The sequence below is a fragment of the Microcoleus sp. AS-A8 genome, from assembly GCA_039962225.1.
Taxonomy (GTDB): Bacteria; Cyanobacteriota; Cyanobacteriia; order Cyanobacteriales; family Coleofasciculaceae; genus Allocoleopsis.
This window is the reverse complement of record JAMPKV010000009.1, coordinates 256744-277758: the sequence shown is the minus strand read 5'-3', so window position 1 is coordinate 277758 and position 21015 is coordinate 256744. Positions and strand designations below refer to the sequence as shown.

The 21015-nt window shown below is 48.8% G+C and carries 12 protein-coding genes and 1 tRNA gene; 10 read left to right on the top strand and 3 right to left on the bottom strand.

Annotated elements, in window-relative coordinates; genetic code table 11:
* Positions 1-67 precede the first annotated feature (67 nt).
* Positions 68-1156 (top strand): DUF4340 domain-containing protein, encoded by a 1089-nt coding sequence (locus tag NDI48_16645; protein ID MEP0832804.1) that lies wholly within the window; start codon positions 68-70, stop codon positions 1154-1156.
* Between the two features lie 15 nt (positions 1157-1171).
* On the opposite strand, the gene NDI48_16640 is transcribed toward NDI48_16645, so the two are convergent.
* Together NDI48_16640 and NDI48_16635 are read right to left on the bottom strand one after the other, a co-directional pair.
* Positions 1172-2263 (bottom strand): endo-1,4-beta-xylanase, encoded by a 1092-nt coding sequence (locus NDI48_16640; protein ID MEP0832803.1) that lies wholly within the window; start codon positions 2261-2263, stop codon positions 1172-1174.
* 311 nt (positions 2264-2574) lie between these two features.
* On the bottom strand, positions 2575-4728 hold the full coding sequence (locus NDI48_16635) for a polyribonucleotide nucleotidyltransferase (GenBank protein MEP0832802.1): 2154 nt from the start codon (positions 4726-4728) through the stop codon (positions 2575-2577).
* A 208-nt stretch (positions 4729-4936) separates the two neighbouring features.
* On the opposite strand from NDI48_16635, the gene NDI48_16630 reads away from it, so the two are divergent.
* The 9 genes from NDI48_16630 to NDI48_16590 all read left to right on the top strand — a co-directional run bounded on the left by NDI48_16630 (position 4937) and on the right by NDI48_16590 (position 18838).
* Positions 4937-8167, top strand: coding sequence for a DEAD/DEAH box helicase (locus tag NDI48_16630; GenBank protein ID MEP0832801.1), 3231 nt, complete (start codon positions 4937-4939; stop codon positions 8165-8167).
* A 106-nt stretch (positions 8168-8273) separates the two neighbouring features.
* Complete coding sequence (locus tag NDI48_16625) at positions 8274-8687, top strand: nuclear transport factor 2 family protein (GenBank protein MEP0832800.1); 414 nt, start codon at positions 8274-8276, stop codon at positions 8685-8687.
* Positions 8688-8752: 65 nt separating this feature from the next.
* Entirely contained in the window at positions 8753-9589 is an 837-nt protein-coding gene (locus NDI48_16620; protein MEP0832799.1) for an SWIM zinc finger family protein, read from the top strand.
* A 489-nt stretch (positions 9590-10078) separates the two neighbouring features.
* The gene (locus NDI48_16615) at positions 10079-11590 is read left to right on the top strand and encodes a tetratricopeptide repeat protein (GenBank protein ID MEP0832798.1); all 1512 of its coding nucleotides are present in this window, start codon (positions 10079-10081) and stop codon (positions 11588-11590) included.
* Between the two features lie 153 nt (positions 11591-11743).
* On the top strand, positions 11744-12661 hold the full coding sequence (locus NDI48_16610; GenBank protein ID MEP0832797.1) for a histone deacetylase: 918 nt from the start codon (positions 11744-11746) through the stop codon (positions 12659-12661).
* 105 nt (positions 12662-12766) lie between these two features.
* Positions 12767-13918: a glutamate--cysteine ligase gene (gene gshA, locus NDI48_16605; GenBank protein MEP0832796.1), complete on the top strand. Its 1152-nt coding sequence runs from the start codon at positions 12767-12769 to the stop codon at positions 13916-13918.
* A 251-nt stretch (positions 13919-14169) separates the two neighbouring features.
* Positions 14170-14631 carry a tRNA (cytidine(34)-2'-O)-methyltransferase gene (locus NDI48_16600; GenBank protein ID MEP0832795.1) on the top strand — a complete coding sequence of 154 codons (462 nt, stop codon included), beginning with the start codon at positions 14170-14172 and terminating at the stop codon, positions 14629-14631.
* Between the two features lie 1234 nt (positions 14632-15865).
* Complete coding sequence (locus NDI48_16595; protein ID MEP0832794.1) at positions 15866-18643, top strand: peptidoglycan DD-metalloendopeptidase family protein; 2778 nt, start codon at positions 15866-15868, stop codon at positions 18641-18643.
* Between the two features lie 122 nt (positions 18644-18765).
* Positions 18766-18838, top strand: a tRNA-Met gene (locus NDI48_16590).
* A gap of 95 nt (positions 18839-18933) precedes the next feature.
* Here NDI48_16590 and NDI48_16585 read toward each other — a convergent pair.
* On the bottom strand, positions 18934-20973 hold the full coding sequence (locus NDI48_16585; GenBank protein ID MEP0832793.1) for an amylo-alpha-1,6-glucosidase: 2040 nt from the start codon (positions 20971-20973) through the stop codon (positions 18934-18936).
* Positions 20974-21015: the final 42 nt, after the last annotated feature.

The following is a 21015-nucleotide window of genomic DNA, read 5'->3' as shown; positions in this document are numbered from 1 at the left end:
TCAACCTGAAAACCTTCAACTTTAAAACTTTCAACTTTAAAATCTGCTAACTTTCAACCCATTGAGTATGAAGCTACAGCGGACAACTCTGGTTTTATTAATCACAGCAACATTACTGGGTGGTGCTGTTTATTACTCTGAAATTCAGCGTACCCAAAACCAGGAAGCGACTAAGACCACAAAAGAACCCATTTTTTCGTTTAAAGAAGACCAAATTCAATCTGTCACTCTTTACACCGCTCAAGAAACTTTGGAATTTGATCGGGTCAATGGGAAAACAACGAATTGGCAAATGAAGCAGCCCAAAGAGGCTCCAGCGAGTGATGCGGCTGTTGCCTTTTTGTTGAACTTGCTAGCAGAAGGAAAAAGCGATCGCTCTTTTTTTGTACCGACGAAAGAGCGTCAAGAGTATGGATTTGATCAACCCTTTGCCACAGTCAAGGTACAGCTAAACAATAAGCAAAATCATCGGTTAATTTTAGGCAAACCCGACTTTAATCGCAGTTTTATGTATGCTCATGTAGACTCATCACCACAATCACCTGATCAGTTAAAAGTTCTTTTAGTCCCGATAGACTTTGAGTATGCCGTAAATCGCCCGATTTCGGAATGGCAGAGCCAATCGGAAAAACCTAAGAGTCCAAAACCTTCACCGACTTCTGCAACTCCGAAACTTTCACCATCGGCGACTCCCAGTCCGAAGCCCTCATCAACAACTCCAAGCGCCAAACCTTCATCATCGGCGACTCCAAGCCCGAAACCCTCAACAACTCCAAGCGCCAAACCTTCATCATCGGTGACTCCCAGCCCGAAACCTTCATCAGCGACTGCCAGTCCCAAGCCTTCTCCATCTGGTGAAAAGCCGAAACCTTCACCATCGGCGGCTTCAACCCCGAAGCCCTCACCGACGACTCCCACTCCTAAGCCTTCATCAACAACTCCAAGCCCGAAACCCTCATCAACAACTCCAAGCCCGAAACCCTCAGCATCGACTGCCAGTCCCAAGCCTTCACCATCTGTTGAGAAGCCAAAATCCTCACCGACAACCCCAAGTCCCAAGCCTTCACCATCTGCTGAAAAGCCGAAACCCTCAGCGACAACTGCCAGTCCCAAGCCTTCACCATCTGCTGAAAAGCCGAAACCCTCACCAACTTAAGACCCTGATACTAGGCTACTTACTAGAACTTAAAACTTCTTTAAGGGCGTTGTAAGCTGGCTTGGGGCGATAAGAGGCGTCAAAAATGAGGGGTGCCTCTACCTCGCCCGTCACATCGGCAATCCAAGTATAGCGGTCTGTAAATCCCCAAGTAATGAGTGCTGTACATTTTTTAGCCTGTAAACATACTTTGAGGAGATCGCTATAAGCTTTCGCTTGTTTTGCCAAGCGCTCTTCTAAACTCCCCTTACCATCCTGAATTTTCATATCCAATTCAGTGAACTGCACCTCTAAACCCAGTTGATTGAATCGATCAAAGTTCTGAGCAAGGGAGTCCAGTCTGGGTAAATAGCTTAATCCTAAGTGAGATTGGAAACCTATCCCATCAATCGGTACACCGCGCTGTAGCAAGCCTGAAACTAAAGTATAGACACCGTCTGACTTTTGATTAATCTCCTCCGTCATGTACTCCCCATAAAATAACTTGGCTTGTGGGTCAGCTTCATGCGCCCACTGAAAAGCCATATCAATATATTCAGGGCCAATGTTCCGCAGCCAAATTGTATCTCGCAAAGAGCCATCTCGATTGATGGCTTCATTCACAACATCCCAAACAGGAATTTGGCCTCGATAACGACCGACTAACGTTTTGACGTGGGTTCGTAAAATATCGATCAATTCATCCCGGCTGAAGTTGCCTTCATTGATCCATTTAGGTAATGAATAGTGCCAGACCAAAGGGTGACCACGCACTTCCATGTTATTGTCTTTGGCAAAGTTGATTAATGTATCGACTTGCCCAAACTCGTAGCGATCACGATTGGGATGCACGAACTCAAATTTCCAAGCATTTTCTGGGACTAAGATTTGAAACTCGCGTGCTAGAACCTGTCGGTAGTTGGGATCGTTCAAGAAGGGACCCAAATCTACTGACGTACCGAAACCTATTCCTCGCTTTTGGGCCAGTGAACGCAGCGAAGGCCCGGATGTTTCTGCGGCGGGTGCGGCTGAAAGGGTTGTTATTGATGGTGTAGCGCTGCCCCTAAACATGATTAAAAATGGCACCCAGACACAAACAATCAAAGCAATTAATAGACGGTACTTCATACAATATACAATTGTCTTGAATCCTATTTTTTTGATGAGTTTTGAATTAAAAGTTGGATTTTATCTTTAACAATTCAATCAGTCTATTGCTCATACCAACCTAACTCAAAACTCATAAGTTTTAATCAAGGCTGAAGTGTTAAGTCTGACTATAAAAATATTCAGAATTAACACTTTCTTCGAGGTCAAGTTTCCTGCCAATTCACAACTGCTGATGGTCGGTTTTTGGGTGGAAATCAACCATTTTTTCGCTAGAAAAAATGAAGATTGTAACGCTTCATCCTTCTTACTTCATCCTTGTTAAAACGGTTCTAGGTCATCGTTGCCGCTTCCCGCGCTGCTGCGGCTTCGTCTGGGTGAATGCCTAAACGAGTGAGATTGACGCGCCCTTTGCTGTCAATTTCTCGAACTTTGACCACAACTTCATCCCCGACCGCTACCTCATCCTCTACTCGACCCACGCGATAGTCAGCGAGTTGAGAAATGTGAATCATGCCTTCTTTCCCAGGCAGCAATTCCACAAAGGCACCAATGGGAATAATCCGGGTGACGCGACCGGCATAGACATCCCCTTCATTCAGCTTCCGGGTCATGCCTTGAATGATGTTAATCGCCTTTTTCGCCTTCTCACCATCGACCGCAGAAACGGTAATCGTACCGTCATCTTCAATATCGACCTTAGCACCGGTTTGCTCGGTAATTCCCTTGATGGTCTTACCACCAGGCCCAATCACTAGACCAATCAGGTCTGGATCGATTCTCATCGTCAGCAGACGAGGCGCGAAAGGCGACAACTCTGTACGGGGTTTGTCCAGGGCGACGAGCATTTTTTCCAGGATATGCAGTCGCGCCGGTCGGGCTTGCTTAATGGCGTCGGCAATCACATCCATCGACAAGCCGGTGATTTTCATGTCCATTTGCAAAGCCGTGACCCCGGTATCAGTACCGGCGACTTTGAAATCCATGTCACCCAAAAAGTCTTCAATGCCTTGAATATCGGTGAGAATTCGGATTTCATCCCCTTCTTTAATCAGACCCATTGCCGCGCCACTCACCGGCTTGGTCAGGGGTACGCCAGCATCCATCAAGGCGAGGGTAGACCCACAAACCGAACCCATCGAGGTCGAACCATTGGAAGAAAGCACCTCCGATACGACCCGAAGGACGTAAGGAAAGTCTTCTTGGGGGGGTAAGACGGGGACTATAGCGCGTTCGGCTAAAGCACCGTGACCGATTTCCCTGCGTCCCGGCGATCGCATCGGTTTGGTTTCCCCAACAGAATAAGGCGGAAAATTGTAGTGATGCAGATAGCGCTTATCTTCTTCGGGGTTGAGGTCATCCAGCTTTTGGGCATCGCCTGGGGTTCCCAAGGTTGCCGTGGATAACACTTGAGTGAGTCCCCGGTTAAACAAAGCACTACCATGGACTCGCTGGGGCAATAAACCGACCTTACAAGAGACGGGGCGCACTTCATCGAGTTTGCGACCATCGACCCGAACGCCATCTTCAACAATCTGACGGCGCATCAGTTCTTTGGTAATCTCTTTGAAAATCTTGCCGACGGCTTTTTCATCTTCCGTCGCCGCGACTCGCAGCGGTTCGTCTTCGGGTAATTCGGCAATGGCTGCCACGACCGAATTGGCTTTGATTTGGTCTAAAGCGGTATCCCGACTGTGTTTGTCGAGGTCAAATTGCGAGAGAATCCCTTTGATTTGAGTCGTGGCGCGATCGCGGATAAATTGCTCCAGCGTGGAATCTCCCACAGGGGGTTCGGCGATGGTCACCTCAATCCCTAACGCACTCATCAACTCGCGCTGAGCTTGAATCAAGTCCCGCACGGCTTCGTAGCCAAAGTCGATCGCCTCAATAATATCCTGCTCTGGCAGTTGGTTGGCACCGGCTTCTACCATAATCACGCCATCGGGGGAACCGGCGACGATCAAATCCAAGTCTCCCGACTCGATTTCTCTGTACGTTGGGTTGATGATAAAGTCATCCCCGACTAAACCGACTCGCACGGCTGCCATCGGCCCATAAAATGGAATCTTGGCTTGTAATACTGCGATCGAAGCTCCGGTTACCGCCAAAACATCGGGTGGTACCTGCTCATCCATGGACAGGGTAGTTGCTACGATTTGAATATCATCTCGAAGCCAACTGGGGAATAAGGGGCGCAGAGGACGGTCGATCAGACGGCTCGTCAGAGTCACCTTTTCCGGCGGACGACCTTCCCGCCGCAGAAATCCACCTGGAATTCGACCAGCTGCATAGAGTCGTTCCTCGTAATCAACCAACAAGGGAAGAAAATCTATGCCTTCTCGGGCTTGGGCGCGTGTTGCTGTCACTAAAACAGCCGTGTCCCCCGACTGAATGAGCACGGAACCACCGGCTTGTGGGGCAAGTAGACCCACTTTCAGTCGAATATCCCGTCCGTCGAAGGATATTGACTTGTCTAACTCTACCATTGAGTACTTTGTCCTTCTCTCTATCATGTTCTTTTGTATGGTGCAATCGTAACACTTATGTACTAAGGCTGACTGGGGATAGATAATCGTTATTTAAGAGGTCAAAACAATAGCTGACTGCAAAATGAGTCATTAGTTAGAAGGAATAAATTTAAGCACTTAAGACACGATTATTGGCGTTTGGTACATAACTCAAAATTTTTTACAGATGGCGATTTTACAGGGCAGTTGGATATCGGGTGGAGCTAGTGGGCATCTCTTCATTTGGGGGGAAACTTGGCGCACAAAGGCGTCTTTAGGGTCTTCATCTGCAAATGGTGCGTTATCTCATCCCTTGGCAATGACGCAGGCGGAATTAACGTCTTTTTTGCGTTTTCATCGTCTTTCTATCGATCAATTTGTAGAAACCTCTGGGAGTTCTCGCTCAGGTCGCCATCAGCAGGTGCAACAGAGTCAACTCAACAAATGGCAAGCGAAAGTTATCGCTTTACCGACTCAAACGGCATCTCAGGAAGGGGCATACCCCCTACTATCTACCCAACGCCTGTTAGACAATAGCGATGACCCACCTCTGGAATGGCAACTCTGGAGAGTCGAAGGGTTTTGTCTGGAATCAGCGGAGGCTGTAAAACTCCTACAAGCGCTACCGCTTGGATCTTTTCAAGCCGCTGACGCTTATGTGGGAGGCTCACTCCGCTTTTGGTCACAAGTTATGCGGTGGAGTTTGGATCTGCTCAGTCGATGTAAGTTTTTACCGGGATTCTACAGACAACCCAACGGCGAGGCTGTTGCGCGTTGGCAACCCCTACTCGACAGTGCTGTAGACCAAACGCGTTTAGAAAAGTTTACCCAACTCATGCCCTCGTCTTGTCGAGCTTATCAGGAACTGGGGACGGGAGACGGAGGACAAGGAGGACAAGGCAGAGAATTGGCGGCTTTATCCTCCCCATCTCCCATCTCCCCTGAGGAATTACTGCTAGCTTTCTTGAGTAGTGTCGTCGATGTTCAGGTGCGTCATTGGGTACAAGCTCAGGCGCTTCCAGAGGCTGAATCCACGGTACAGGAGTGGCTGCGAAGGCTCTCTACAACCTCTGATTCCTTTGAGGCATCTCCCGAAGCAGTGGCACGACTAGAAGCCGCTTTGCAAACCTGGACAACTCCACTCCAACAAAACTTAGTCGCACCCACCTCCCAAGGCTTAAGACAAAATCTATGGCGCACCTGCTTTGCGCTCAAACCCCCAGCTTCGGGCGAAGCCAATTGGCAGTTGGAATACTGCTTGCAAGCCGTTGATCATCCAGACTTTTTGGTGGATGCCAAAACCATTTGGAGCCAGCCAGCCGAGCAATTGCAATATCAAGGACGAACAATTGAGCAGCCTCAGGAGACCTTCCTGAGAGGTTTAGGGTTGGCTACCCGCCTCTATCCCCCCATCGAACCCAGCTTGCATCAACCCCGTCCTCAGTCTTGCCAGCTAACACCCATTGAGGTGTATGAGTTCATTCGCGCGAGTGCTTGGCGGTTACAAGACAATGGTTTAGGAATTGTCCTGCCACCCGGATTAGCGCCGGGAGCAGGAGCCAAACGCCTGGGAATTAGCATTAGTGCCGAGGTGGCGCAATCGAAGAAGAAAGAGCGTTTGGGCTTGCAAAGCCTGCTCAAGTTCAAATGGGATCTCGCCATTGGCGATAAAACGATCTCGAAAAAAGAGTTTGATCGCCTAATGTCGCTTCAGTCTCCGATTGTAGAAGTCGGTGGCGAGTGGATAGCACTCCAACCTTCCGATGTGAAAGCGGCTCAAGCTATTTTTGCCACCTCCCAAGAGCAGATGACGCTGCGTGTAGAAGATGCTTTGCGCCTAAGTACGGGTGACACCACTACGCTGGCGAAACTGCCGGTGGTTAAATTTGAGGCATCTGGTGCCTTGCAAGAGTTAATTACCAATCTCACGGGTAATCAGTCGGTTCAGCTGATTGAGACGCCAGAAGGTTTTCATGGGACGTTACGACCTTACCAATTACGAGGCGCTAGTTGGCTAGCGTTCCTAGAACGATGGGGTTTGGGTGCTTGTCTCGCGGACGACATGGGCCTTGGGAAAACGCCCCAGCTCATCGCTTTTCTACTGCATTTACAAGAGCAGGGAGTGTTAGAGGAACCAACGCTTGTGGTTTGCCCAACTTCGGTGTTAGGCAACTGGGAACGGGAAGTCAAGAAATTTGGTTCCTCTTTAAAAGTAATCGTTCACCATGGCGATAAACGACTCAAAGGGAAAGCATTTGCTAGAGCCGTTAAGGATAAGCAATTGGTTATTACCAGCTATCCCCTGGTGTATCGAGATGCCACAACCCTTGAAGATATTTCCTGGCAAGGTGTGGTGTTGGATGAAGCACAAAATATTAAAAATTCATCAGCGAAGCAATCAAAAGCTGCCAGGGAACTCAAGGCAGGATTTCGGATTGCCTTAACGGGGACACCCATAGAAAATCGCTTGTCGGAATTGTGGTCAATTTTAGATTTCCTCAATCCGGGGTATTTGGGCAATCAGCAATTTTTTCAGCGCCGATTTGCTATGCCCATTGAAAAGTTTGGAGATAGGGATTCGTTACAAACGTTGCGATCGCTGGTTCAACCTTTCATTCTCCGCCGTCTCAAAACTGACAAAGACATCATTCAAGACTTGCCTGAAAAACAGGAGATGAATATCTTCTGTGGTCTCTCGGCGGAACAAGCAACCCTTTATCAAAAGTTGGTAGATGAGTCTTTAATTGAGATTGAATCATCTGAAGGTATTAAGCGTCGTGGGTTGATTTTGACATTGCTTCTAAGACTCAAGCAGGTCTGTAATCACCCAGCACAATACCTGAAAGAGAAAGACTTAGGTGCTGCCAAGCGCTCAGGGAAATTACTCCGATTACAGGAAATGTTGGAAGAGGCGATTTCAGAAGGCGACAGAGCGTTAATTTTCACTCAATTTGCTGAATGGGGCAAACTTCTTCAACCTTATTTAGAGAAACAATTGGGCTGGGAAACGTTGTTCTTGTATGGTTCAACAAAAAAACAACAACGAGAGGAGATAGTTGACCGTTTCCAAAACGACCCTGAAGGCCCACGTATTCTACTTCTTTCTCTCAAAGCGGGTGGCACAGGTCTTAATTTAACACGGGCAAATCATGTATTCCATGTTGATCGATGGTGGAATCCAGCCGTAGAAAATCAAGCCACTGACCGGGCTTTTCGGATTGGTCAAACTCGAAATGTTCAGGTGCATAAATTTGTCTGTAATGGCACTTTGGAAGAGCGAATTAACGACATTATTGAGAGCAAGAAACAGCTAGCCGAACAAACCGTCGGTGCGGGGGAAGATTGGTTAACGGATATGGATACAGACCAGTTGCGATCGCTCTTACTGCTCGACCGCAATGCGGTGATTGATGATTAAAATTTTTCCGCATGGGAAGCCAAATATTCCTTGCTCTTTCATTTTTTCTACCTCTTACAAAAGGCAATTTTGTAAGAAATTTAGTACCCAACTATCAGGTTCTGATATGGAAAGTAGACCTCCCTTGCCTCCGTTTACTCTCTCTACAGCTAAAGCCAAAGTACAAGCGGCTGAAGATGCTTGGAACACCCGCGATCCCGAACGAGTATCCCTGGCTTACACCGAAGATTCGGTCTGGCGAAACCGGGCAGAATTCTTCACCGGACGGGAAAAGATTCGAGAATTTCTCACCCGCAAGTGGAACACCGAACTAGACTATCGGCTCAAGAAAGAATTGTGGAGCTTCACCGACAACCGTATCTCCGTTAAATTTGAGTACGAGTATCACACGGATTCGGGTCAGTGGTATCGTGCCTATGGCAATGAGCAGTGGGAGTTTGCTGATAACGGACTGATGCGACGAAGGGAAGCTAGTATCAATGATTTGCCCATTCAGGAGTCGGAACGTAAGTTTCGTTGAGAACGAATTCGTTTCTATCCCTCGAACTATTTTCTACATACTTAAGAATTAATAACTGAGGAAACGTGACTAACTACGAAATCGATTCTCCCCCTTGGTGGGTGCAACAGTGGAATGATTTACTCAACTCCTATCGCTTCAAAAAGCGTTTGGAGAGAGCGCGCAAATATGCCAAAGAAGGTAATGTTCTGAGTATTGAGTTTAAAGGGCCAGAAGTATTAGCGAAGGTACAAGGTACCGCGCCAGAGCCGTATGAACTTTCCTTGTCCATCGACCCTTTTACTGAGGAAGACTGGAATTATATTGTGGAAACAATGGCTCAGTCAGCAATTTACTCCGCTCAGCTATTAGCTGGCGAGATGCCCCACAATATCGAAAAAGTCTTTACAGCCAACGGGTTGAGCTTGTTTCCCTTTACCCTATCAGATATCCGTTCGCGGTGTAGTTGTCCTGACCCCCAAAATCCCTGTAAACACATAGGGGCTGTTTACTACCAATTAGGCGATCGCTTCAGCGAAGATCCTTTTGTCTTGTTCCAATTACGCGGACGTAGTAAAGAACAAATTTTAGATAACTTGCGTCGCTTGCGGAGTAACGGTTCAGAGGGGCAGGAGCCTACTACAGGCGTCTCAGCTACACAATTACAGGTACACGAGAGTACACCCGTCATCCCCAATCCTTCACCTGGGCTTGACATTAACCAATTTTGGCAATACGCTGAACCGCTCGATTCTTCCCTGGTGGTGATTGCACCACCACCAGACAGCCGCACTGTTCTCGATGTTTTAGGGACAATTCCCTTAGCCTCTACTGACGCTCAGGCCGTAAGACAGTACCTGGACAACGTTTATCCCACCGTAGCGCAGCAGGCTGTGATATCGGCGCTTAATCGAGACGAGTGAAATTAATCTGATCTGCTTAGCTACTTCGTTATATAAGCTCTCGGTGATGGGAACTGGGGAATGGGTGACTTGAGACAGTTGCCTACTCCCTAATGCCGTGCTACTTAAGTATCCAGCGCCCGGTCAACCGCTCGGTTATATAATTTCTTAATAATCATTAAAGATTTGATGAACCTTGCTCGACTGAGTTGCTGGTCATCAGCGAATTGACCTATGATGCTAACGATGTATTACAGCTTATTACTACTTTTTTTACAAAAGCCTCCTATTCCTCAATCAAGTCTAATAGCTGTAATCTTTATGTTATATGCCTTGCCAGCCAGAGCACTCCGAGCCGAAACGCGACTATAGCACGACTATGTGTAATACGCAATGCTCGTATTACAAAAAATTCTAGGTGATTAAGGAAACTGAAGAGCGGCTGCCTTGTAGCAGCCTACTTCTGACGCTCTTTTTGACTTGCCGCTCTACACATCTACTCAATTTTCTATGGCTACATTGCAGCAATCCCTAGACACCGATTTTGTTGAGTCATCCGGCCTGTCAGGAGAGAAGGCTTGGGAACGACTAACAGAACTGGTGGGTACCGAACGACTTTCACGCCATAACTTATGGAAACAGCACCTTGTATCCCAACTCTGTGAATGGCTAGGTTATCAACCCTTGGGCCTAGAGTTTGTGGGGCGGTATTTAGCGGAAAACCCCAATTTGTCCTGGGGAAAAATGTTAAAGCAGCTGCAAGCCCAGCGACTGGAAGAAGAAGCGATAAATCCGTCAGAACTGGGAATACAGGCAACCCTTAATACAGCACATGGCGGAGTGAAAGCGGCATTTGAATTAATTTGGCAAAGCCTTGACCCGACGACGCAGCAGGTTGGGGAGTTCTTAAGTTTATTTGCACCGGAAATGATTCCCTGGCAACTCGTTGAGTTTGCCAGTAAACAGTTAAGTTGGGGAAAGGCAGACCTCAATCGAGCCAAACAGCAACTCTACAAGTGGCAACTCATTCAGTCGGTTGAAAATAGCAAAAATTCCTACAAAATACATCCTTTAATTCGGGAGTTTATCCAAGCTAAGCAACGAGTGTCCGAACAAAGCGACAAACTTAAACGGTCGTTTATCCAGGCCATGGTACTCATTGCACAACAAATGCCCGATTCCCCCACTCCCAAGGAGGTTGAATTAGTAAAAGATGCGATTCCTCATCTTATTGAAGTGACTCAATCACTGACGGAGTCGGTAAAAGATGAAGAGATGCTTTGGCTCCTTGATCGATTAGGTAACTTTTATAAAATTCAGGGATTATATAAACTCGCCCAGCCCTGTTTTTTAAGGTGCTTAAAGGTTGCCAAATCTCGCTTAGGCAATGACCATCCTGATGTTGCCACCAGTCTGAATAATCTGGCAGGAATTTACTATGCTCAAGGCTGTTACCAAGAAGCAGAACCCTTCTATCTGCAAGCTTTAAAGCTGAGAAAACGATTGTTGGGAACTAATCGGCCTGAGGTGGCGACAACGCTGAATAATCTGGCATTACTTTATTATGCCCAAGGACGCTATCAGGAGGCAGAACCTCTGTATGTGGAAGCGTTAAAAATCAGAAGACGCTTCCAGAGAAATTACTCCCCCGATGTCGCGGCCACGTTGAACAATCTGGCATTACTTTATTATGCCCAAGGACGCTATCAAGAGGCAGAACCTCTTTATATGGAAGCTTTAGAACTGAGAAAATCTATTTTAGGAAATAATCACCTTGATGTGGCGACAACACTCAATAATCTAGCCTCTCTATACGATGCTCAAGGACGCTGTCAGGAAGCAAAAACTCTGTTCATACAGGCTTTAAAGGTAAGCGAGCAACTTTTGGGCAGTCACCATTCTAATACTATTATTTTCCGGAAAAATTTGCTCACGCTTCAAGCTAAGCAGGAGGCTGGTAATTCCTGGCTACCAAAGAAGTTTAAGAAAAAGATTTTAACGTTGGTGCGGCGAAGAAAGTAAGAGAACTTTCCCCAGTCAAACTAATACTTACAATAGGAAGACAGGGGAAAAACTCTACGATGAGGAGGCGATCGCTAACTTTGATAAAGCGCTCAAAATTGAGCCGACCCAGAAATGATCGGCACAAATCTGCGGTTTCAACTCCTCATCCTCATGGACTTACCCATCATCTACCATCCCGACTACGTCGCCCCCCTGCCCGAAGGGCACCGCTTCCCCATGCCTAAATTTGGGAAACTCTATGAACAACTCCTGAACTCGCGCCTTGCCACCCTAGACCAATTCCATACCCCCGAAATCCCCCCAACCCAATGGATCGAACTTGTCCATACCCCCGACTACGTCCAAGCTTACTGCCAAGGCACCCTCGACCCTAAAGCCCAACGGCGGATCGGATTACCCTGGAGTTCAGCCCTCGTCAAGCGTACCTGCACCGCCGTCGGCGGCACCCTCCTCACCGCCCAACTAGCCCTCAAGTATGGCTTAGCCTGTAATACCGCCGGAGGCACCCATCATGCCTTTCCTAGTTATGGCTCCGGTTTTTGTATCTTTAACGATTTAGCGATCGCAGCGCGTGTCCTACAACAACAGGGACTCGCCCAAAAAATTCTCATCCTCGACCTTGATGTCCACCAAGGAGACGGCACCGCCTTCATTTTCCAAGATGACTCAACCGTCTTCACCTTTTCCATGCACTGTGAAATCAACTTCCCCAGTACCAAACAAACCAGTGACTTAGATGTTCCTCTGCCCGAAGGCATGGAAGACGACGCCTACCTACAAACCCTCGCCCAATATCTCCCGGACTTACTGAGTGAATTTCAGCCTGATCTAGTGCTGTACGACGCTGGAGTTGACCCTCACACAGGCGATCGCTTAGGCAAATTAGCCCTCACCGATACCGGACTCTACCGCCGCGAAATGCAGGTTTTGACTACCTGTGTCGCCGCAGGCTATCCGGTTGCCAGCGTGATAGGTGGCGGCTATGCCGACGACTTCGATGCCCTCATCTACCGTCACTCCCTACTGCATCGCGCGGCGAGTCAGGTCTACCGTCAGTATCGACTTTAATGCCAAACTAGGGAAAGACACTTTGTTTCGTCTTCTTCGATACATTTTTTGACAGACCCTGCATTACTTACTCTCTTCGCCACTCAGCTTAGCTGAGGAACAATTGTGCTTCTATCAAAAGGCTTGGAAATCGAAATGTACACGGGTACGCCCCAAGGCGATATTGTCGGTCTCTCTGACCAGATTGTGGCGTCCCTGGATGGATTTGTGCGGGAACCGGATAGCCGCAATGTAGAATACACCACTGCACCCATCTATTCTTATGATCGGCTCCTATGTGCCATCGTGCGCCCTCGGCAGAAATTACGAGCTTATCTAGAGCGCTTGGGCGATTACACCCTACTTCCCGGCAGCACCTTGTCTTTGGGTGGGAGCGATCGCTTTTACCGTTCCGACCCGAATAATCCCTACCACGACTACATCGAACACACCTACGGCACAAAAGTCGTTACAGCCAGCATCCACATCAACGTTGGCATCTCTGACCCAGAATTGCTGATGCGAGCGTGTCGTTTAGTACGAGTGGAAGCCCCCCTCTACCTCGCCCTCAGCGCCTCTTCTCCCTTTTTGGATGGACAACCGACCGGCTCTCATTCCACCCGTTGGCAAGTGTTTCCTAAAACCCCGGCAGACGTTCCCCTGTTTGAAAGTCATGCTCACTTTATCCAATGGACAGAAGACCAGCTTAAGCTGGGAACCATGCAAAATGTGCGTCACCTCTGGGCATCCGTTCGACCCAATGGCAATCGACGCCCCTATGACCTCAATCGCTTGGAACTGAGAATCTGTGACTTGATCGTAGACCCGATCGCTTTACTCTCGGTTATGGCTCTAGTGGAAGCTCGCATTGCTCAACTGCTCGCCGATCCCACGCTTGATCCGCTGGAGCGAAGTACATTCCCCGCCTCGACGCGTGCGGCTGACCTCGTGGCGCTGACTGATGCCAATGAAGCGGCTGCGGCTCAATTGAGCTTGGAGGCTGAACTCAGGCATTGGCAGGATGGGAGAAAGATTTTGGCGCGGGATTGGATTGAGGAAATTTATCCAGAGGCTTGGGCGATTGCGAAACAAAACGGATTCAGTTGTTTCCTCTCACCGCTCAAGAAAATTCTCCGGGAGGGTAATACTGCTCAGCAGTGGTTAAAACGCCACGCCAGTGGACTCGACAGTCGTGTCATCATCATGCAATGCATCCAAGCCATGACGGCTCAAGAACGGGATCTTGAGGATAAGTTATGTCAGCTATTAGTGGCTTAGGGGTGTATCACGCGACCCCCGGTTTACAAATCAAAATATCTAATAGGTGTTTCCCAACTCTTAGATATTAAGAAAATATATATATCGCGTTGCTCTCTAGGTAGATATCTATAGCCGAGCTGTTGGGTTGAAGTGTACACAGCGCTAGCTATCCAGTCCAATCGGTATTAAGCTGTATTACAGAAAACGGTAAACGGCTATACCTATATACCTAGAGAAGGTTTTTTGTGTCACAAATTGGTAAGCCTTGAATGTTAAGGGTTGTCCTGGTTCATCCCCAAATTCCGCCGAATACGGGCAATGTTGCCCGAACCTGCGCGGCTACGAGTACGGAGTTACATTTAGTCGGGCCTTTAGGGTTTGAAATTAGCGATCGCTACCTGAAGCGAGCAGGACTCGATTATTGGCCCTATGTTAAGCTTCACTACCATGAGTCCATTGATACCTTTAGAGCTATGTATCAACAGCAGGGTGGGCGCTGGATTGGCTTTAGCACTAAAGGAAAATGTAGTTATGTTAAGTTCCAGTTTCAGGCAGGTGATTGGCTGTTGTTGGGTAGCGAAACATTGGGCCTACCCTCTGAGGTTTTAGACGCCTGCCATGCGACTGTCCGTATCCCCATGACCCAGCCAGGGGTACGTAGTTTGAATCTTTCGGTGAGTGCGGCGGTTGCTCTATTTGAGGCACGGCGGCAATTAGGCTATCTGGAATGAACCGTTTGCTCCATCAAAAGAGGCTGTTTCCCTCCACTGTTTGTACAGTCTTGAATCATCACTTTTGAGCGTTATTAGAGCGAGTCCTACTGTCGTTTTCGGATCGGTAGATTTACAAAAGTCAAACAAGGCTATTTCCCTTCAACAGAGCTTAATACTTAATTTATATATGTATATAAAAGTATCTAATTGACCTAATCCCAATTCCAGCGGCTCTAAAATGAATGTAACCAGGAGAGTTCATAGAACTGGCACAATACTGCCAAGTGTCTGTTAGATAGTTGAATTGTTTGTGCCTAGATCAGGACGTTCTAGTAAACCAGTCACAATAACAGCGCAGCGGAACAGGAGCAGCAAGGCGTGTTTTCTGCCAACCGTCGCTTATTACTCACAAAGCTGCCCAGAGCCTTCCCTGTACTTATTTAAGGTGTGTCTTGTCCATGTCAAAACGGCTCTCAGATTATGTAACTCACGATGGATTGCCTTACGACCTCACTTCATTTCCTGCTCGCCACCAGGGATGATTCAGTCATCTCCAATACGAAACGCATCACTCGTTGATAAGAAATTTGTATAAAAAATCAGGGGAAGATCGATGGGGTGACTGATAGATTTTTGTCATCCAAAATTGGTGCGGAGTCAGGGTCAAAATCACCGAATCTCCAGGAAAACTGGGAGTTGACGAATAGTTTGAGGAATACAACCGTTGGCAACAATCGGGTTTTAGCTGTACGATTCTACGGTTGTTGTCTAACCCAGAGTAGCGTAAAGTTCCGTCTGTGATTAGTCAGTTGTTAAACTATCCCATTGCAGGGTGTTCGGCAGGAGCTAATAGATGTAAGCAAACAGCCTTGAGTTTTGTGTTAATCTCTAGTCTTCTTCCGGAGTAAAGCCTGCCAGGTCAGTATGTTCTATGCAGCAAACCTTGGCAAAAGCCGTATCAACATCGACAGTGTCTCTTGTCAAAATATTCTTTCTAAAGAGGCACGCAGTAATTGCTTGTTTAAGGGTGGATCGAGGGGCTACCGTCAAGGGCACAATTTTTTTTACCTGGTCAGGTCAACTTGTCTAAATCAAAACAGCAACTTGTCTAAATCAAAAAAGCAGGGTACTCTTGCCTAAGTATGCTTAATGTATGTGATTTAGATCACAAATTAGAGGTGAGTTGCCTCATTGACTGGTAAAAAATCATTCAGGAACTGTTAAGCGCTCGTCACACACCAGGAGGTCGTTTTTGAAACGAACATTTACGCAGAAGGTCAAAAAAGTTCCGACCTGTGCAGCTGACTCCTTTGATGCGTTATTGAAGCTCTATTTAGGCTATTTAGGAAAGCATCCGGTTGGCGCAACAATTCCGACCGATGTCAACAACCGTAGAGCCCGCACTTCTGCTGCATTGATTGGTTTGGCAATCTCTATGGGGGCAGCCGGCTTATTTCTACCTGGACATGGTGATGAAGCCATGGCCGTAGAGCCGATTGCAGCAGAGCCAAATCTCCCCAATGTTCCTGCGGCATCGGAAGCCAGTGTTTCTCCAGCATCAGCAACAGAGTCCAAAGTTGTCGCGACCGTGACACCGTCAACAACGGTAAAGCGAGAACTAGCACAGAAGGAATCGCCGTCTACTCCAAAACCTGTCGTCGAACACCAGGTGAAAAAAGGAGAGACGCTTTGGGAACTTTCTAAAACCTATGAAGTACAACCAGAAGCAATTACGGCTTCTAACGACATCAAAGCAAGTCCAGTTTTACCAGTCGGACAGAGGCTAAAAATTCCTACGGTGAACGGGATTGTTCACGAAATCCAACCGGGCGATACGGTTGAAACGTTATCTGAGTCTTATGGTGTGAAGCCGACCCAGTTGCAGTCCTCTGCATCCTTATCGGCATCGGGTCAGCTAAAAACGGGTGAATCCGTCACGGTTCCTGGTAATGTCAATGACCTGTTAAAGGCAAGACAAGAAGTGGCGCTCAAGCGCTTAAAAGAGCAGGGGAACCGTTTAAACGACAGTCTGGCGGAGTTGAGGTCTGAGGAGTCTACCAATTTATCTAAACTGGCAACGGTACCAACACAGGAGGCGGATGCATCAACCGCCAACTCGGTAACGCTACCATCTGCGGTTCTTACAACCAAGGAGCCATTCGCCACACCGCAGCCAATGGCGACGGCCATGTCTACTCCTGTGGTTATCCCGGTACCAACACCGGAAATGGCGGCATCACCCTTTGTGAGTCCATCATCGGCAGGACAATCAGAGTCCTCCGTCATCATCCCGGTGCCAACACCGGAAATGGCCGCCTCACCCTATGTGAGTCCGTCATCGGCAAGACCATCGGAGTCACCCGTCGTCCTCCCGGTGCCAACACCGGAAATGGCCGCCTCACCCTTTGTGAGTCCGTCATCGGCAAGACCATCGGAGTCACCCGTCGTCAGCCCGGTACCAACACCGGAAATGGCCGCCTCACCCTTTGTGAGTCCGTCATCGGCAAGACCATCGGAGTCACCCGTCGTCAGCCCGGTACCAACACCGGAAATGGCCGCCTCACCTTTTGTGAGTCCGTCATCGGCCGAACAATCGGAGTCCTCCGTCGTCATTCCGGTACCAACACCGGAAATAGCGGCCTCACCGTTTGTGAAACCAACGGTGCCAAGTTTTTCCAGTCGCACGACGGCTCCAATTCCTAATCCGAAAACGGCAGCCACACCCCAAGTCCCACAGCCAATCGTCATCGAATCCCTAGGGGCTGCTTCTACAGGTAATGTCTACCAAGTTAAACCTGGAGATACGCTGGATCAGATCGCACGTCGCAATGGTTTGTCTCGCACATCCCTGATGCAGGTGAATGGACTGAATAACCCCCATTTGATTCGCATCAACCAACAACTCAAAATTCCGACAACTCAGCCAGTGGGCAGCGCGAATCCAACTGTCGCCTTGTTGCCCGGTATCGACTCGAAATCCAGTCGCTCCGCGTCAGGGCAAGCGCAGCCAGGTGTGACCATACCAACGGTTGCTGTTCCGACTCAGCCAGACCAAGTCCAAAGGGTTGTGCCAGCCGCACAGCGACCTCAATCCCCCTCGGTTCCTCGTGCTGTAGTGGCAGAATCTAGCGATGTGGCCGGTGAAAAACCCAATTCTGCCCTCGTGGCAGACAATCAGCCCAATCAGTCGGCTAACTCTCAGCAAAGCCTTTATGTGGAGAAACTGAAGTCCGACATCCTCCGACTTCGGGAAGAATATCGGCAACAGGGAGGTACTACTCAAGCGGGTGCACCAAGCAACATTGTGGTTCCTGTGGTTAGTACGTCGGTTCCCTCAACCTCGAACACCGCCTCTGTGCCCATCAGGGTTAACCCAGAGTTCGAGACTAAGCAGCGCAGCGAAGGTTTGCAGGCTAATCGTTCTAAGCGGCAAGCACAGCCCGATCAAACGGCTTCGATTCCTATTGAAGTTCCTCCACCGGAAACTACAACTTATACACGCCCTCAGGGATTGGTCGCAACGGCTCCAGCGCCAGTAGGCAGCTATAATCCCAACACTCGGACGCGAGTGGGAGAAATGGTTTCTCCTGAACTGCCCCCCCTGTCTGCGCCGGATATGTATCGACCGGATGGCGCGGCTCAATTCAATGGCTACATTTGGCCGACAAAGGGCGTTTTGACCTCAGGTTATGGTCGGCGTTGGGGACGGATGCATAAGGGCATTGACATTGCGGCTCCCGTCGGCACCCCAGTTGTCGCGGTAGCTCCGGGTGTCGTCGTCTCAGCCGGTTGGAATTCTGGCGGTTACGGCAATTTGGTGGAAATTAAACATCCGGATGGAAGCCTGACTCTTTATGCTCATAACAGCCGGATTTTGGTGCGTCGCGGACAACAGGTTGAGCAGGGGCAACAAATTTCTGAAATGGGTAGCACTGGCTACAGTACAGGCCCACACTGCCACTTCGAGATACATCCGTCTGGACGTGGCGCGGTCAACCCGATGGCTTTTCTGCCCAAGCAACGGAGCTAGTTGATGGTGCAATGAATTCCTCGCATGTTGGGTGGGAGCTAAATGGTTCCTTACCCAACTGAGCAGGGGATAGCCATTTCCTCTGGAGGATGCTATACTAGTTAAGGCGTCGAAAAAAAACTGGCTCAGTAGCTCAGTGGTTAGAGCAGGGGACTCATAAGCCCAAGGTCGCAGGTTCAAATCCCGCCTGAGCCATGTAGAAAAATCTTAATAACGACTTTTAGCGTCAGCGCTCACAATATTTTTGTTTAATAATTGAGTTGGTCGTTCCCAGATTTCAAGGCCAAAATCTAAGACCCAAAATCTCCAAAGTGGCGGATGAGTTCAGCCACCGACCAAGCCTGCGCGATCGCACCTTGGGGTGAGTGGGGTCGATCCCCATCAAAAATTTCGGAAATCGAACCCAGGCACGCTTGCTCCTGAAGGTGTTCGAGCAACGGTAAACAGCTCCAAGGCAGGGGTTGTGTGTCGTAAAAACGCTTCCAAGCACGGATAAACGGCCCAATCAGCCAACTCCAAACCGTGCCCTGATGGTAAGCGCGATCGCGATGGAATCGATCGCCGTGATAGTATCCCACGTAAGCTGGGTCAGATGGGTCAAGACTTCGCAACCCATAGGGAGTCAGGAGGCGATCGCACGCCACCCGCAAAACCCGCCGTCCTTGCGCCTTAGCAAATCCACAATGATGTAGGGAGAGCGCCAAAACTGCATTCGGGCGAATGCGGGCATCTCGTCGGTCATCTGGCTCAATCGTGTCATACAAGTAATTCCGCTCTGTATTCCAGAACTTTTGTAAAGAAGCCTTGACCTTTTGCGCTTGTTGTGAATAGTGTTGCGCCTGGTGTGAGAGACGCACGCCATCACTTTTAGAATCATGAACCAGTTTTTCAGTCCATCGCGCCATCCAACATAACGCAGAGTACCAAAGAGCGTTAATTTCTACCGGTTTGCCCCGGCGCGGCGTCACCGGACAACCATCAATGACAACATCCATCCAAGTCAGGGCAGCATTAGGCACATTCCAAGTCAAGAGTCCATCGGCAGCATCAACCCGTATATGGTAGAGAGTACCGGCTGTCAAGGCTTTGTAGATTTTCCGCACCAGAGGGTATTGCTGAGCTAAAAATTCCCAATCCTGCGTTGTTTCTAGATAGATTCCCAGAACTTCAATCCACCACAGGGAAGCATCAATACTGTTATAGATTGGCTCTGCGCCCGCATCCGGAAAAGTATTGGGAATCAAACCCCCACGGCAATAGGCACCAAACGTTTCTAACAATCCCCTCGCCAGCGTAAAACGCCCTGTGGCTAACGTTAGTCCAGGGAGGGCAATTAGCGTATCGCGTCCCCAGTCATTGAACCAAGGGTAACCTGCAATCACCGTGGGACCGGCAATCGAGGCGCGGTAAGCGATAAATTGATCGCCTGCTCGCAATAACTGATGCCAGATCTCATCCCGCTCACCCTTGAGCGTCACGGGTGCTTGAGCATAGAGCTGACTTTGCCGTTCTTGCTCAGCCTGTAAAGCTTGCTCGAAGCAATCTGAATTCAGCTCAGGGAGCATCCCCTCAGGCCATCCAACCCTGGCTTCCAGCGTCACAGCTTCCCCTGGATGTAGCACGACACTCAGGTACCCAGGGCTATAGAGGTCTTCCTTGTCACCTAATCCCCGTCGATTTTCCTCTGGGTAGTAATAATTCCAGTACCAAACCCCCTCTGGTTGATACTCACCCCCACTCCAGCGCAGCAGCCAGGGTGACCCCACTTGGGTTCCACGAATCCCTTGCAGGTAGATTTGCGGAGGTTTCACCAATTGGGAAAATTGTAACCCCTCATTGGCGGATTGCTGATGGTGAAAGTCGCGATCGCCGATAATCGGTCGTAGTCTCAGAGTGGCTACCTGAGTGCCTTCATAGCGATACTGAATCAAAATTCGGTGATCCAATTGGGATTGAGAATTACTCAGAGATTCGCCGTCTCCAGTCTCTACCCAGCTATAAGGCATTACCAACTGCCGCGTTAACCGCCAGTGTTTTTCTCCCCAAATCCAACTCGGCACTGGGTCGATTTCAAAGGATTGCAGGAGTTGATAACCCACAGGGTCAATCTTGCCACCTCTCCAGAAATTCGTTGAGAGTGCCCAGAGATCACCTGCCACTTCCAGGCTGGCATCCAGATGAGAGAGTAATAATGTCCGGCGTCCCGGAGGCTCAAGAGCCGCAATTAACCAGCCATGATAAGTACGAGTGCGAGCATCACAAACTGTACCGTTGGCAAAACTACCCAAGCCATTGGTCAGTAGCCATTCCCGCGTGTCTAAGTCTTTCACAACAATTCCGCTCTTGAGCCTTGTAGGCTCAGTTTAGGGTTT